15 protein-coding genes are annotated in these 14,357 nt (G+C 58.8%); 5 read left to right on the forward strand and 10 right to left on the reverse strand.

Translation table 11 applies throughout. The features are described from left to right. Window positions 1–66: 66 nt before the first annotated feature. The 4 genes from J7413_RS12890 to J7413_RS12905 form a co-directional block, all read right to left on the reverse strand. Complete coding sequence (locus tag J7413_RS12890) at window positions 67–621, reverse strand: chalcone isomerase family protein (protein WP_209098802.1); 555 nt, start codon at window positions 619–621, stop codon at window positions 67–69. A 133-nt stretch (window positions 622–754) separates the two neighbouring features. Continuing rightward, a complete protein-coding gene (gene rsgA / locus J7413_RS12895) occupies window positions 755–1,843 on the reverse strand; it encodes a ribosome small subunit-dependent GTPase A (protein ID WP_209098805.1) in 1,089 nt (362 codons plus the stop codon). Window positions 1,844–2,087: 244 nt separating this feature from the next. Beyond that, window positions 2,088–2,972 carry an alpha/beta hydrolase gene (locus tag J7413_RS12900; RefSeq protein WP_209098808.1) on the reverse strand — a complete coding sequence of 295 codons (885 nt, stop codon included), beginning with the start codon at window positions 2,970–2,972 and terminating at the stop codon, window positions 2,088–2,090. A gap of 3 nt (window positions 2,973–2,975) precedes the next feature. Beyond that, window positions 2,976–4,475 carry a malonyl-CoA synthase gene (locus J7413_RS12905; RefSeq protein WP_209098812.1) on the reverse strand — a complete coding sequence of 500 codons (1,500 nt, stop codon included), beginning with the start codon at window positions 4,473–4,475 and terminating at the stop codon, window positions 2,976–2,978. 243 nt (window positions 4,476–4,718) lie between these two features. Here J7413_RS12905 and J7413_RS12910 point away from each other — a divergent pair, with 243 nt between their 5' ends. Together J7413_RS12910 and groL are read left to right on the forward strand one after the other, a co-directional pair. Next, window positions 4,719–5,006 carry a co-chaperone GroES gene (locus J7413_RS12910; protein ID WP_209098815.1) on the forward strand — a complete coding sequence of 96 codons (288 nt, stop codon included), beginning with the start codon at window positions 4,719–4,721 and terminating at the stop codon, window positions 5,004–5,006. Between the two features lie 38 nt (window positions 5,007–5,044). Beyond that, the gene (gene groL / locus J7413_RS12915; RefSeq protein ID WP_209098818.1) at window positions 5,045–6,682 is read left to right on the forward strand and encodes a chaperonin GroEL; all 1,638 of its coding nucleotides are present in this window, start codon (window positions 5,045–5,047) and stop codon (window positions 6,680–6,682) included. 353 nt (window positions 6,683–7,035) lie between these two features. Here the strand turns inward: groL and J7413_RS12920 are convergent, their stop codons facing one another. Both J7413_RS12920 and J7413_RS12925 read right to left on the reverse strand, forming a co-directional pair. Next, window positions 7,036–7,371 (reverse strand): hypothetical protein, encoded by a 336-nt coding sequence (locus tag J7413_RS12920; protein WP_209098820.1) that lies wholly within the window; start codon window positions 7,369–7,371, stop codon window positions 7,036–7,038. Between the two features lie 146 nt (window positions 7,372–7,517). Further along, window positions 7,518–8,345 (reverse strand): hypothetical protein, encoded by an 828-nt coding sequence (locus J7413_RS12925; protein WP_209098822.1) that lies wholly within the window; start codon window positions 8,343–8,345, stop codon window positions 7,518–7,520. A 161-nt stretch (window positions 8,346–8,506) separates the two neighbouring features. Here J7413_RS12925 and J7413_RS12930 point away from each other — a divergent pair, with 161 nt between their 5' ends. Next, window positions 8,507–9,094, forward strand: coding sequence for an NAD(P)H-dependent oxidoreductase (locus J7413_RS12930; RefSeq protein ID WP_209098825.1), 588 nt, complete (start codon window positions 8,507–8,509; stop codon window positions 9,092–9,094). A gap of 365 nt (window positions 9,095–9,459) precedes the next feature. Here J7413_RS12930 and J7413_RS12935 read toward each other — a convergent pair whose 3' ends face one another. Together J7413_RS12935 and J7413_RS12940 are read right to left on the reverse strand one after the other, a co-directional pair. Then, on the reverse strand, window positions 9,460–9,873 hold the full coding sequence (locus tag J7413_RS12935) for a GrpB family protein (RefSeq protein ID WP_247743509.1): 414 nt from the start codon (window positions 9,871–9,873) through the stop codon (window positions 9,460–9,462). A gap of 124 nt (window positions 9,874–9,997) precedes the next feature. Next, window positions 9,998–10,657 carry a DUF2161 family putative PD-(D/E)XK-type phosphodiesterase gene (locus J7413_RS12940; RefSeq protein WP_209098827.1) on the reverse strand — a complete coding sequence of 220 codons (660 nt, stop codon included), beginning with the start codon at window positions 10,655–10,657 and terminating at the stop codon, window positions 9,998–10,000. 116 nt (window positions 10,658–10,773) lie between these two features. On the opposite strand from J7413_RS12940, the gene J7413_RS12945 reads away from it, so the two are divergent. Further along, complete coding sequence (locus J7413_RS12945) at window positions 10,774–11,775, forward strand: TraB/GumN family protein (RefSeq protein WP_209098829.1); 1,002 nt, start codon at window positions 10,774–10,776, stop codon at window positions 11,773–11,775. Window positions 11,776–11,878: 103 nt separating this feature from the next. Next, window positions 11,879–12,793, forward strand: a complete 915-nt coding sequence (locus J7413_RS12950; protein WP_209098831.1) for a manganese-dependent inorganic pyrophosphatase — start codon at window positions 11,879–11,881, stop codon at window positions 12,791–12,793. A gap of 93 nt (window positions 12,794–12,886) precedes the next feature. On the opposite strand, the gene J7413_RS12955 is transcribed toward J7413_RS12950, so the two are convergent. Both J7413_RS12955 and J7413_RS12960 read right to left on the reverse strand, forming a co-directional pair. After that, window positions 12,887–13,783 carry an alpha/beta fold hydrolase gene (locus J7413_RS12955; RefSeq protein ID WP_247743510.1) on the reverse strand — a complete coding sequence of 299 codons (897 nt, stop codon included), beginning with the start codon at window positions 13,781–13,783 and terminating at the stop codon, window positions 12,887–12,889. Then, window positions 13,783–14,244, reverse strand: a complete 462-nt coding sequence (locus tag J7413_RS12960; RefSeq protein WP_209098833.1) for a MarR family transcriptional regulator — start codon at window positions 14,242–14,244, stop codon at window positions 13,783–13,785. Before J7413_RS12960 ends, J7413_RS12955 begins: the two co-directional genes overlap by 1 nt. Between the last annotated feature and the right edge of the window lie 113 nt (window positions 14,245–14,357).

Below are 14,357 nucleotides of genomic sequence, written 5' to 3' on the forward strand. Positions count from 1 at the left end.
GGGCTATCGCGATACCGCATCGAGCGGAACGCGGCACCGCCACGCTGGGGGGAGCTGTCAGCCCCGCTACCTTTGCTCAGCCATCACTTGACGCGCAAACTGCTTGTCGCGCGCTTTGTCTCCCAACCAGATCGCCATATAGCGATCGCGAATATTGTCATGCCGCAGGGTGCAGGTCTGCGCCCCATTCACCCAGAACCGCAGCGCATCCGCACTGCGTGGAGAGGCCACAATCCGGTCACCGGGGCGAATGTCGCGGTAACACGCGGTCAATTTTTGCAGGATTTCAGGATGATCGGCCCGATCCCCTTCAATCCGCTCCAATTCATCAAGCGAAGCCCTCAGCAGGATCTTGCGGCGGATCTTGCGCTGATACTCGATCTTCAGCGCGTATTTCCCGTCACGGTCAAATCCTTGACCACGCGGCGCATAAATCTCCGCGTCATAGACTTTCAGCCCGAGGTAACGGAACTGCCCAGCGCCCAGCGCCTGTGGCTGTCCCAGCAGGCTCTGCACCTCCGGTGCCACCTCCGCTTTGCTCTCCGCCACCCAGCCAAGTGTCACCGCAGCACTCAGGCACAGCATCAGCACCCGTTCTCTTATGGGCAATCTCACATGCATCTGCGCCTCCCTTGCCAACAGTCTTCTCACCCTGCTCCCACACGATTGCCGCGCGGCGCGTTATGAAGATGTTACGCAAGCAAAAGGCGCCCGGATCACTCCGAACGCCCCCGTTTTTGCACTTTGCAAATGTCTATTTCCGCCCTTTGCGCCCCTTGTGCGCCTTGGTGACGGTTTTGATCATCTTGCCGAAGTTTTTGTCATAGGCCCGCCGCTCCGCCAGCGAGGCGGTGTTATGCCGCTCCTCTGCCTCCAGCTTGCGCCATCGCTCCAATCGATCCGCATCCAGCGTGCCCGCCGCAATCGCCGCGCGCACCGCACAGCCCGGCTCGCTTTCATGGGCACAATCACGGAATTTGCACTGTGTGGCCAATTCGACCACATCGGCAAACAAATCCGCCAAGCCATCGCCCGCCTCCGCAAGCTGCAACTCGCGCATCCCCGGCGTGTCCAGAATGGCCAGCCCGGCCTCGGTGAAATGCAACTGCCGCGCCGTGGTGGTGTGCCGCCCGCGGCTGTCATCCTCACGGATCGCCCCGGTCTCCGCCTGTTCACTGCCGAACAAAGCATTCACCAGCGTGGATTTCCCCACACCAGAGGTGCCAAGGAACGCAATCGTCTGCCCCGGCGCGCACCAATCTGCGAGCTTTGCGGCAGGCTCCTCGCTTCTGGCATTCAGCAACACCACCGGCACCCGCGCCGAAATCCGCTGCGCCTCTTCTACAAAGGGCGCCGTGTCGTCGCACAGATCCGCCTTGGTCAGCACGATCACCGGCGTCACATCTGCCTCAAAGGCCAACGCCAGAAACCGCTCCAGTCGCGCCACGTTGAAATCATTGTTGCAGCTCGTCACAACAAAAGCCGTGTCCACATTGGCCGCAATCATCTGAATGCTGCGGTCGTGTCCGGCGGCGCGGCGCTTAAACAGGCTTTTGCGTTCCAGCACTGCGCTGTGGCTCGGCAACTCTGCATTGTACAAAAGCCAGTCGCCGACCGTGGCCTCAGGCCCCGGCGGGATCAGCGCCTCAATACCATCGCCGCGCACGCGCAGGCCATTGCGATGCACTTCCACCACCCGCACCGGCGGGGAGGCTTCCAAAGCCTCAAGATCAGTCTGCTGGGCAAAAAACGGCTGCCAGCCCAGAATATCCAGCGGCGCGCGCTTGGGGCTGTCAGAAGCGGTGCCACTGCTGGGCAAAAATTGGGAATAGTCCCGTGTCATTGGTCATGAACTCTCATGGATAGGCCACACGCTGCGCATCTGGCCGAAAGGTAACAGAAAATAGTGGGGGCACAAACGCTCAGCCCCGCGCCAAGGCGCTTGGGTCGATGATCTGTTCGTGCATCGGGTGGGCGCTCTGCCACCCGCCATGTTCAGGCATCCTGATACCGGGCCATAAAACCTCCATCTGAGTTGGCGTCAGCTCTACGCCTTCAGGCCGCACAGGTCAATTCAACACGCTCATTCAAGCAGCGTGCCGCGCCACAAAATCCTGCATCATCGCTACCAGCATGGGGGCCTGTTTCGGCGTGATCACATGCCCCATACCTTCAATCAGATGATGGTCACACTGCGGGATCAGCCCCGCAATCTCCGCTCCAGCCTCTGGCGGGATCAACGTGTCATTCTCCCCGTGAATGACCTGACACGGCACCGAAACTTTGGTCAGCGCGTGCCGTCGATCTTTGGAGGCAATCACCGCCAGCACCTGCCGGTTCACGCCTTCCGGATCAAACCCGCGATCATAGGCCAGCCCCGCCTGCGCCTTCAGCTCTGCGTCCGTCATCGGATAGGCCGGGCTGCCCCAGAACGCATACTCACGGATCGCATTGGCCACAAAATCCTCGCGGTCCACCGGATGCGCCAACAGCGTCGCCAGCCATTCCGCATTGCCGCCGCGCTCCGCAAAGGGGCGCGCCGTGGCCATCACAATTGTTGCACTCAACAGCCGCGCCGCATGATCCAGACAGAGGATCTGCACAATCGCCCCGCCCATCGACATGCCAAACACATGCGCCTGCGCGATGCCCAGCGCATCCATCACGCCAATGGTGTCCGCCGCCATGTCATTCAGGCTATAGGCCGCAGGCACCGCGCCCTCCGCCAAAGCCTGCGCCGTGATCTCTTCTGCCTGACTGGGCACGCCCTCCTTGGGGCAACGCTGCGACAACCCCACATCGCGGTTGTCAAACACCACCACGCGAAAGCCCGCATCGGCCAGACCCTGCACAAATTCTGCAGGCCAATGGATCAGCTGCGATCCCAACCCGCGAATAAGCACCAGCGGCACGCCATCGCGCGGCCCGTGATCTTCCACCTCAATCTGAATGCCATTTGCCGTGATCTGCATCTCTTACCCCTTGTGCTCTTGCCGCAGCACGTTCTTCTGCACCTTGCCCATGGTGTTGCGCGGCAGGGCCTCCATGATCTGATACACCCGCGGATGTTTGAACCGCGCCAGCCGTTTGTCCACCTCTGCCTTGATCGCCTCCACGTCCAGTTCCGCACCAGGCAGCGCCACCAAGGCCGCGATCACGCTCTCGCCAAAATCCGCATGGGGCACGCCGTAAACCGCGCTTTCTGACACCCCATCGAGATCGTTGAGCACATCCTCAACCTCCTTGGGGTAAATATTATATCCCCCCGAGATAATGAGATCTTTCGCCCGCCCAACAATGGTCACCCGCCCGTCCGGCTCCATCACCGCCAGATCGCCGGTGATGAAAAACCCATCCGCGCGCAGTTCCTCTGCGGTCTTTTCCGGCATCTGCCAATAGCCCTGAAACACATTGGCCCCGCGCACCTCGATCATGCCGATCTCCCCATGGGGCAGGGTCGCGCCCGTTTCAGGACTGGTGATCTTCACCTCCGTGCCCGGCAGCGCATAGCCCACAGTACCCGCCACCCGCGCCCCCGCGTAGGGATTGGAGGTGATCATATTGGTCTCCGTCATGCCATAGCGCTCCAGAATGCGATGCCCGGAACGCACCTCAAAAGCCTGATGCGTTTCCGCGAGCAAAGGTGCCGAGCCAGAAATAAACAGCCGCATATTGGCGCAAAGGTCCTTGTCAAACCGCGCATCCCCCAACAGACGCGTGTAAAACGTCGGCACGCCCATCATCAGCGTGGAGTGCGGCACCTCACGCAGAATGACCTCCAGATCAAACTGCCCCATCAACCGCACCTGCGCCCCCGCCAGCAGCGCAGTGTTCATCGCCACAAACAGCCCATGAGTGTGGAAAATCGGCAAAGCATGGATCAGCCGGTCGCCGGATGTGATCTGCCACAGATCGGTCAGCGCCTGCGCATTCGACAGCAGGTTTTTATGCGACATCATAGCGCCTTTGGAACGCCCCGTGGTGCCAGAAGTATAGAGAAGCCCCGCCAGATCATCCGGTCTTCGCGCCACAGTTTCAAACTGCGCCGGCTGTTCATCAGCCGCCGCGCTCAGGCTCCCGCCCTCTGCGGTCAACGTCAGCACCCGTGCGCCCACATCCGCCGCAATCTCCCCGATTGCCTCCGCATCTTTGGCGTCACAGACAATCAGCTTCGGCGTTGCGTCCTCACAGAAGTAGCGCACTTCCTCCTGCGTATAGGCCGTATTCAGCGGCAGATAGACCGCCCCCGCCTGCAAAGCCCCACCATAAAGCGCCAGCGTGTCGCGCGTCTTGGGCGCCTGCACCACAACCCGCTCTCCCGGCGCAACACCCGCAGCTGCCAACACATGCGCCATCTGCGCCGCGCGCGCGACAAACCCCTGATAGCTCAGCGAACCCCCATCGTCACACGCCAGAAACTCAGCCGTATTTTGCGCATGTGGGGCAATCAAAGCGTCGTATAGTATGTTGGTCACGCCAGAGGGTCCTTTATCAGTGTGGTCTCGCAGGCAGACCTTTCGCCATCCCGCTTCGATTTACAAGCGCCATGAAACAAGGGCGCATCCTACGTTTTCCCGCCCATTTCAAAAAATTGGGGCGACAGCGTTGACTCCCCCGCAATCGCCCCCTACCTCTTTCGCCGTTAGCACTCGCCGCTTGGGAGTGATAACGACTCCGCTGAGGAGTCAGGGAGACAACTCAATTAGGGAAACCTAGTCATGGCATTTACACCACTGCATGACCGCGTACTCGTACGCCGCGTTGAAAGCGATGAGAAAACCGCAGGCGGTCTGATCATCCCAGACAGCGCAAAAGAAAAACCTGCTGAAGGCGAAATCGTATCCGTGGGCGCTGGCCTGCGTGACGACAAAGGCGCCCGCGTCGAGCTCGACGTGAAAGCAGGCGACAAAGTCCTGTTTGGCAAATGGTCCGGCACCGAAGTCACCGTCGACGGTGAAGAGCTGCTGATCATGAAAGAATCCGACATCATGGGCATCATTGCCTGATCGTCTGACCCAAGAATTCCAAATTAGGAGCCTATAAAATGGCAAAAGACGTCAAATTCGACACCGATGCCCGCAACGCAATGCTGCGCGGCGTGAACGTTCTCGCAGACGCCGTCAAAGTGACCCTCGGCCCAAAAGGCCGTAACGTTGTTCTGGACAAATCCTTCGGCGCACCACGCATCACCAAAGACGGTGTGTCCGTGGCCAAAGAGATCGAGCTGGAAGACAAGTTCGAAAACATGGGCGCACAGATGGTGAAGGAAGTTGCTTCCCGCACCAACGACGAAGCAGGCGACGGCACCACCACCGCGACCGTTCTGGCTCAGGCGATCGTCAAAGAAGGCCTGAAGCAGGTTGCAGCTGGCCTGAACCCAATGGACCTGAAGCGCGGCATCGACCTGGCAACTGCAAAAGTTGTTGAAGGCATCAAATCCGCATCCCGCGAAGTGGCTGACTCCGCAGAAGTTGCTCAGGTTGGCACCATCTCCGCAAACGGCGAAGCCGAAATCGGCCAGCAGATCGCAGACGCGATGCAGAAAGTTGGCAACGAAGGCGTGATCACCGTTGAGGAAAACAAAGGTCTGGAAACCGAGACCGATGTTGTTGAGGGCATGCAGTTCGACCGCGGCTACCTCTCCCCTTACTTCGTCACCAACGCAGACAAAATGATCGCTGATCTGGACGACTGCATGGTGCTGCTGCACGAGAAGAAACTGTCTTCCCTGCAGCCGATGGTTCCACTGCTTGAGCAGGTGATCCAGTCCCAGAAGCCTCTTCTGATCATCGCAGAAGACGTGGAAGGCGAAGCGCTGGCAACTCTGGTTGTGAACAAACTGCGCGGCGGCCTGAAAATTGCTGCTGTAAAAGCACCTGGCTTCGGCGACCGCCGCAAAGCCATGCTGCAGGACATCGCGATCCTGACCGGCGGTCAGGTTATCTCCGAAGATCTGGGCATGAAGCTCGAGAACGTCACCATGGACATGCTCGGCACTGCCAAGAAAATCGAGATCACCAAAGACGAAACCACCATCGTTGACGGTGCAGGCGAGAAAGCAGAGATCGAAGCACGCGTGGCTCAGATCCGCACTCAGATCGAAGAAACTTCTTCTGACTACGACCGTGAGAAGCTGCAAGAGCGCGTTGCCAAACTGGCAGGCGGTGTTGCTGTGATCCGCGTCGGCGGCATGACCGAAGTGGAAGTGAAAGAGCGCAAAGACCGTGTTGACGATGCTCTGAACGCAACCCGCGCAGCTGTGCAGGAAGGCGTGATCGTCGGCGGTGGTGTTGCTCTGGTTCAGGCCGGTAAAGCACTGAACGGTCTGGAAGGCGCAAACGCTGACCAGAACGCAGGCATCAACATCGTGCGCAAAGCCATCGAAGCACCTCTGCGTCAGATCGCAGAGAACTCCGGTGTTGACGGTGCTGTTGTGGCGGGCAAAATCCGCGAGAGCGACGACACCTCCTTCGGCTTCAACGCGCAGACCGAAGAATATGGCGACATGTTCTCCTTCGGTGTGATCGACCCAGCCAAAGTGACCCGCACCGCTCTGGAAGACGCAGCCTCCGTTGCAGGCCTGCTGATCACCACCGAAGCGATGGTTGCAGACAAGCCAGCCAAAGAAGGCGCAGGCGCACCTGCAATGCCTGACATGGGCGGCATGGGCGGCATGATGTAATCACAACTCCCGTCAGGGATTGTGATGGCGACAGTGCCTTGGCCCCGCAAGGGCCAAGGTCACGAAAGCCTCCGCCAGACACGTTTCAAAGGGTCGCCTCCGGGCGGCCCTTTTTCGTTATCCGCTGCAAGGGCCAGCGCCCGACCGCGGGTGGGCGCACAGACGTGCAAAGCCGCCACTTTATCTCTGCCAAAGACCTCTTGGCCCGCAACCTCCTAAAACCGTACACAAAGCGCCCGCCCAGAGGGGCGGTCGGGCGCTGGCCCGGCGGGCTACGCCCTTGTTCCGGGCTGTCAGGCGTCCCACCTCGAAACGCAGCAATGGCATCGCGAACACATACGCCGCAGTATAATTTATAGTAAATTCAAACCCGGAAAGAAAAATTCAAGAAGGAACAGAAACATCATTACTGCACCGACCAAGTAGTAGCCCCGCACTTTTACTAGGAATACACTCTCAGTTGTGGTGAAGTCCCGCGCACCCTTCTTTTCACGAAAATTCTTTGAAAATTTTGGCTGGATGAATCGAAAGCCCTGGCGGCCGAGCCGCAGCCCTGATCCCCAAAGAAAAAATACGAGGAAGGCACCAATTATCACTGCTGGGAAAAAATATAAAAGATCACGTACCTCAAGAGGCATATTGCTGAAGTCCTCTAAAATCCGTTCGGAAAGCGACCCTAGTCCTATCATAGATGCTGTGCTTCAAAATCATAGAGGTGCATCCCTACACCGCCTTAAGCCGGCCCTTAAGTACACTCCCGTGCAGGCAACAACGACACCTAGCACAAAGCCCACCCTTCGGCACGCCCCGTCCCTCGCGAAGCCTTCCGTCGACACTACCCCATCGGTGAGTTGCACGGCATAAATTCAAAGCCCTCCGGCAAATCCACTTGCGCTTTCCGCGTGGTCTCAGGCGGCTTTGGGGAGGTGTCAAAACTCAGTTTGGACAGCGCGATGCCTCCATCCACGTTCGACGTGATTTGCAACGCCATGACATCTTGGGAATACTGGCAGCGCACAAAGCTTGCGGAAAATACATCAGCAACAATGATCCGCCGCTCCGCCACAACGTCTCCGTTTGCACCAAAGGCTTTCACGCGAATGTGTCGATCATTTTTACCCGCCCCATCATGCTGTTCCATGCGAAACAGACGTTTTACCTCAATTCCAAAGGCATATTGAGGTCGGGGGAACACCACAGCCAACGGCCTGTGTCCCAGCACGGTCTCAACAGTCACAGTCTTTTTCGCCTGCGCACCATAGCCAACAGTTCTCGTGTATTTCTCTCGCTTTCCATAGGTGAGACCCTCAGAGATCATTTCTAAGAAAAGCGTCTTACCATCTCCGAAGCGGTCAATGACCGGCCCACTGTCTGAAGTATTCCCGGTTGTGTGCGCAGAAAGGTACTGACCTTTGAAAACGCTCCCAATTTTCAAAGCGCCATGCCTCAGATGAACAGGAAACCGTTTCCCGCGATACTGCGTCTGCCCCAACGCGCCAAAATCCACGACCTCATCCTGAAACTGTTCCGAAGACGTCAAAGGCCCCGTGTTCAACCCTTCGCTCACCGCGACATCCTGTGCTGAAACGGCGGTCCCAACGAGCGCGCAAAGGCCAATCGCCAAAACTCCGCCAGAAAATGACCACTTGTGACCTTCGCTCATAGATTGTCTCCCAATTGCACCCACATTCCGAAGTTAACAAAACGCCCGCAACAATCCATGGTGGAAATCACGACGTTCTCGATCCACGAAAGGCACTCCCTCGCAAACCACCGCCCCTGCCCCTATCTCTCTGAGAACACAGCCAAACTGGATCAGACAACATGCATGTTCTCACGGTGATCGACCACCCGAACCCCGCCTCTTTCAGCCACGCGGTTGCCGCCGAATTCATGCGCGGCGCGCAGGCGGCGGGTCACAGCACCGAGTTGGCCGATCTCAACGCAGAGGGGTTATCCCCTCTTTGGTCCATGGCTGATATCGAGAGCACAGACACGCCCCCGCCCGACGTGCGGCGCGAGCAGGAGCGCATTGAACGCTGCGATGCCATCTGTCTTGTTTTCCCGCTGTTCTGGTGGGGCATGCCCGCGATGATGAAAGGCTGGATGGACCGCATCTTTTCCTGGGGCTGGGCCTATGATCAGCTCGATGATCCCGACCAAAGCCTGCTGAAACCCCGCACAGGCGTGTTGCTCATCCCCGCAGGCGCGCGCTCGGACGAAATGGAAGAAGAGGGCTACACGGCGGCGCTTAACACCCTCTGGACAAAAGGCACCTTTGGCTACTTCGGCCTCTCCCCGCGCAAGATCGAACTCTTAAATGGCTCCACCGGCTCCGCCCCCCGCCGCGCTGCTCTCCTTGAGCGCAGCTACCAGACCGGCCTCACCTTGGCGTCGCCGTCTCAAGAGTGACGCAGAAAGGGCGACCTGCTTCAGGCGTTGCAGATTTGTTGGACGATGAGGGTTTGCAAAACCCATCAAAGCCCGGATGACCACTCCGGGCCGCGCCCGACCCTCCCCATGGGAGGGCGCATTTGCAAAGGTCTTCATTCCTCAAAACGGCGGAGTCTCTTGGCCAGATAAACTGCCATGCATCACCGCTCCTCCGCGCCCACCCAGGCTCAGGCGCGGCCCTCCCGATCCTCTTATGACTTAGAAAACTACACTCAGCTCTGACCCCGCCCCCGCGCCCAGGCCAGGGCCTCCGCCTCAACCCGCTGCACAAAGGCGTCTTTGCCGTCAATATACGCCTCCCAATCGCCGCGCCCTTCCGCAATCTACTGGCGTTTCAACGCGCCATAATCCGCCGCAACCGCCGGATGCGCACGCAGGTAGTCGCGAAACGCCAGATGGCGCGCAACATGAGCAGAGCCTCTTTCAAACACATGCAGGTGATGGCTGCGCTGCCCCGCACCGTCCATCTTGCGGAAATAGCGCCGCCCCGGAATGCCGAGCTCTCCCATCGCCTCATAGCCCAGCGCCTCAAACTGCGCAGCGGCCGCATCCACCGCCGCCAGATCCGCCACCTCACCAAGCAGATCAAGGATCGGCTTGGCCACCAGACCGGGCACCGAAGTGCTGCCAATGTGATGCAACTCGATCGCCTCAGCTTCCAGCGCCGCGTGGATCGCGGCCGCCTCTTTCGCAAAGCCCGCCGCCCATGCGGGATCATGTGCCACAACCAAAACCATGTCGCTGTGTTAACCTTTCAAGTCCAAAAAATTCCACCGTCGCGAAACAGTCGTAATACCGACGCAATACCGACGTGCCAACAGGGCCCCTTTTGCAGATGAATGCACCGTCCCGGCGCAACGCTTAGTCCGCATCTGAAAGCGCCGCGACGCCAGACTCGCTCAACATGTAGACGCCTTTTTCGACCTTCTCAAACCAGCCATAGTGGTTGTCCCGCATCAGGGTTGTGGCGTTCTCCACACCTGTGCCGCCAGCCACATCCCGCCCCCGGCTGGCGCCGTTTTCATTGAGAAAAACCGCGCATTTTTCCGCATCCTGACGGTAAACCGTCACCGTTGCACCGCGCGTCCCGCCCACATTCGGATCGCCTTCAAGCCGCGAAAACGCTTTTAATAGCTTGGCCTTACGCGTTTTTGACTTGCGTGGCTGAAACGGCACCGGATCACAATGTGCCTCCACCGCCCCGTCTTTCAGCCGCACCGACAGCACCCCAAGCCCCAGCCGCTTGCACAAGCCAATATTGCCGGAAAACGCCTTCCACCCGGCCCGCCCCTTCCAGCGCGGCACCGCCACATAAACCGCATCTGTCACCGCCTGACGCGCCACCGCCTGTTGCAGCAACGCGAGGGAGAAACCAGTCTTTAACTCTATGATGACAGGCTCTTCCCCTGCCCGCAGCGCCACCACATCCGCTGCCCCCACTTCGGCCTTCACCTCAAATCCCCGCGCCTCCAGCCAGGCTTTGATCGGGGCATAAAGTTCTGTTTCTGCGATCCTGCTCATACCTCTTGGTAGCGCCAAATGCGTCGAAAGCCTACCGCGCTGTTGCCGCCAGCAGTCTCCCCCTTGAGCACACGGATCAAGCTGTTAATTTGGCGTCAAATCCAATGAGGCACATGATGCGCGTTCTTTATACACTATTGTTTATGCTCGGGTTTTCAGGGGCAGCCATGGCCAATTGCGAAGGCCCGAACCTGTTTGATCAACGGCCCGAGGCTGAACGCACAGCCATGCAGAATGCCGCCGCAGAGGCGCCCTTTTCCGAAGGTCTGCTCTGGCGGGTGGAGAAAGACGGCGTTGTCTCCCACATCATCGGCACATTCCATCTGCACCTGCCCCAACATGCAGCCACCGTGACGCGCCTGCGCAGCCTCACGCCACCACCCCAGCAGCTTTTTATGGAGATGACCTCAGAGGACCAGCTCGGCTTTCAACGCCATCTCACACAGCACCCAGAGCTGTTTTTGATCGAAACGGGCCCCTCTCTGATTGACCGGCTCGGGCCAGAACACTGGGCTGTGGTCTCCGATCAACTCAAAGCGCGCGGCATGCCTCCTTTCATGGCTGCGCGCTATCAACCGTGGTTTTTGGGTCTCACGCTCATGGTGCCCCCCTGCGCCTTTGATATTGTAAAATCAGGCAAAAAAGGGCTGGATCTGCAAATTGAGGCCCTTGCTCAAGAACGTGACCTGCCCCGCGTTTCACTCGATACAACCGAGCGCCTGATCAGCCTCTTGGCCAGCGATCCGATTGAGGCACAGGTGGATGATCTGCGCTGGTCTCTCACACTGGGCACTGACCTCTCAGCGCCAGAGATGATCCCAACCGTGATCGATATGTATCTCTCTGAAACCATTCAGCTTATCTGGGAGTTAAACAGGGCTGACATGCGCGCGGCCGCCAAGGGAGACACAGATGCGGAACGCATCGCTGACTTGCTCCAACAGGTTGAGAAAGACCTCATAGTCGCCCGGAACACCGACTGGGTCAAAGTGCTCGCACCGGCCTTGTCCGAAACCCCCTCGCTGATCGCATTTGGCGCGTTGCACCTTCCCGGCAAAGACGGCGTCCTTTCACAGCTAAACGCCGCAGGTTTCACCATCACGCGCCTCGATCTATAGGCCAAATTGCCGCCATTTTGCCTGCCCCCGTGACAAAGCCCGCGCGCCCTTTTATAAGGCGCGCAACTTCACAATTTTCCCCATTTCCTAAGGACCTCCAGACATGACCATTCAGGTTTTTGGCCACAAATCCCCAGACACCGATTCCACCGGCTCCCCGATCATCTGGGCGTGGTATCTCTCTGAAATCAAAGGCACCCCAGCCGAAGCAAAGCTGCTGGGCGAGCCCAACACCGAAGCCGCATGGCTGCTGGAGCGCTGGGATCTGACCAAGCCTGAGATCATCGGCGACGTCGCAGATGACGCCGCCGTGGTGATTGTCGACACCAACAACCCAGCCGAGCTGCCTGCCAACATCAACGGCGCAGACGTTCAGGCGATCATCGACCACCACAAGCTGGTGGGCGGTCTGGAAACCAAAGGTCCAATCGACATCACCATCCGTCCCGTGGCCTGCACCGCGACCATCATGCACGACCTGATGGGCGACATCGAGATGCCAGACTGGATCAAAGGCACCATGCTGACCTGCATCCTGTCTGACACGCTGGAATTCCGCAGCCCGACCACCACCGACCACGACCAAGCTGTGGCCGAGAAACTGGCCGCCGATCTGGGCATCGACATCCCGTCTTATGCTGCTGAAATGTTTGCCGCAAAATCCGACGTGTCTTCTTTCTCCGACGCAGAGCTGCTGCGCATGGACTCCAAAGAATACGAAGTCGACGGCACCAAGTTCCGCGTCTCCGTTCTGGAAACCACCTCTCCTGCCATCGTGCTGGACCGCAAAGCGTCCCTGATGGAAAGCATGACCACCGTGGCCTCCGAGGACGGCGTGGATCAGGTTCTGCTCTTCGTGGTGGACATCCTGAACGAAGAAAGCACACTGCTGGTGCCAAACGATCTGGTGAAAACCGTTGCCGCGAAGTCCTTTGACGCAACCGCCGAAGGTGACAGCGTTGTGCTGCCGGGTGTTGTCAGCCGCAAAAAGCAGATCATTCCAAACCTCAAAGTCTGATCGCGCGCATATCTCAAAACGAAAGGCCGGTGTGTCCCCACACCGGCCTTTTTCTATGCCTGTAGGGTACGCAATCCCTGCGCGCCTCACCAATCATTTCGCCACGGCCCCCTCCGGCAACGCCCCCGCCGCCAGCCACTCCCACAGCTCGGCCCAAAGCGCCTCCCGGCCTTTGCGAAACGCCCCTTCATGGCCCAGCTTCTTGACGCCCAGCGCCGCGGGTGTGCGCAAGGCCAGTTGCTTCTCCGCACGGGAATAATAGGACAGTGTGTCTTCTGAGGCGGCCCTCGTCGCTATCGGATCATCGCTCAAACACCAGGAGCACATCGGGGCGGTCACCTGATCGTAGTGATGCAGGTATTTGCCTGATGCGAGATCTGGCAACAGATAGCTCCTCCGGCTGCTCCACCGCCGCCACGTTCGGAACACCTTAGGCGGCAAAGCCTCTCCGCCCCAGATGCCGCCTGCGGGAATAAATCCATATCGCGCAAGGCAATAGCTGCCATAGCCCCACCACCAAAACAGCTCCAGCGGCCAATTCGCAGGCTTGTGCAGCCGCCAATATCCGCTGCCCACGGCGACAAAGGCATGCCGCACCGCCAGTGTATTGTTCTGCGCAAATCCGACAAACTGCCCGCCAACGCTATGCCCCAATGTGGTCAGCGGCAGCCCCTCCGCTTCCTGCGCCAACCAGCTTAGCGCCGCCGTCATATCCAGCCGCCCCCAATCAGGGTAATCGATCTCCGATGCTGCAAGGTCCTTTGCGCCGCTGTCGCCAATCCCACGAAAATCATAGGTCAGCACCACCGCACCCCGCGCCGCCAGATAGGCCGCCGCATGGCGATAAAACCTGCGCGGATATCCGGTCCCTGCCGAGATCAAGATTGCCACCTGCGGCGCGGCCCCTCGATAGAGCGTGCCAGCCAGCACCGTGCCATCCTCGGTGGTGAGCGTTACATCTTTGATGGCAACATCACTCATATCCAACATCACGCTCGCTCCTCAGAAAGTTCTACCTGATCAATGATCTCTTCCGCATTCTCAGCCATGTGGGTCAAAAAGCGCCCGATCACCTCCTGTTCGGCCGCGTCAAACGGTGCCAGCAGCAGCCCGTTAATGTGCTGAACCAAAGGCAACGTACGCTGCAGTAAGTCCTGCGCAGAGGGTTCGAGGTATACTCGCACCACGCGCCCATCAGCATCCTCACGCGCGCGACGGACAAAGCCGCGCTCCACCATACGGTCAATCAACCCGCTGAGGCTTGATTTGCGCATCGATAGCGCCTTAGCCAAATCGGTCACTGTTTGACCGTCCTCTTTGGACAAAAGCGCCAACACGCCATGTTGCGGCATCGACAGCCCAGCCATGGCTTGCGTCTTTCGCTCAGACGCCCGCGCCAGCGCCGCATAGGCTTTGTTGATCAGAAAAAACAGACGGGGTTGTCTGGCCATTTTGGTTCGCATCCGAATTTGTTTCAGTTAATTCGTATACGAATCACCTGCCTTAGCAAGTCATCTTGACGTTGACGTCACGCCAACCAAAAAGGGCGAGAGAAACCCCCTCG

This window comes from Shimia sp. R10_1 (assembly GCF_017744095.1).
GTDB lineage: Bacteria > Pseudomonadota > Alphaproteobacteria > Rhodobacterales > Rhodobacteraceae > Shimia.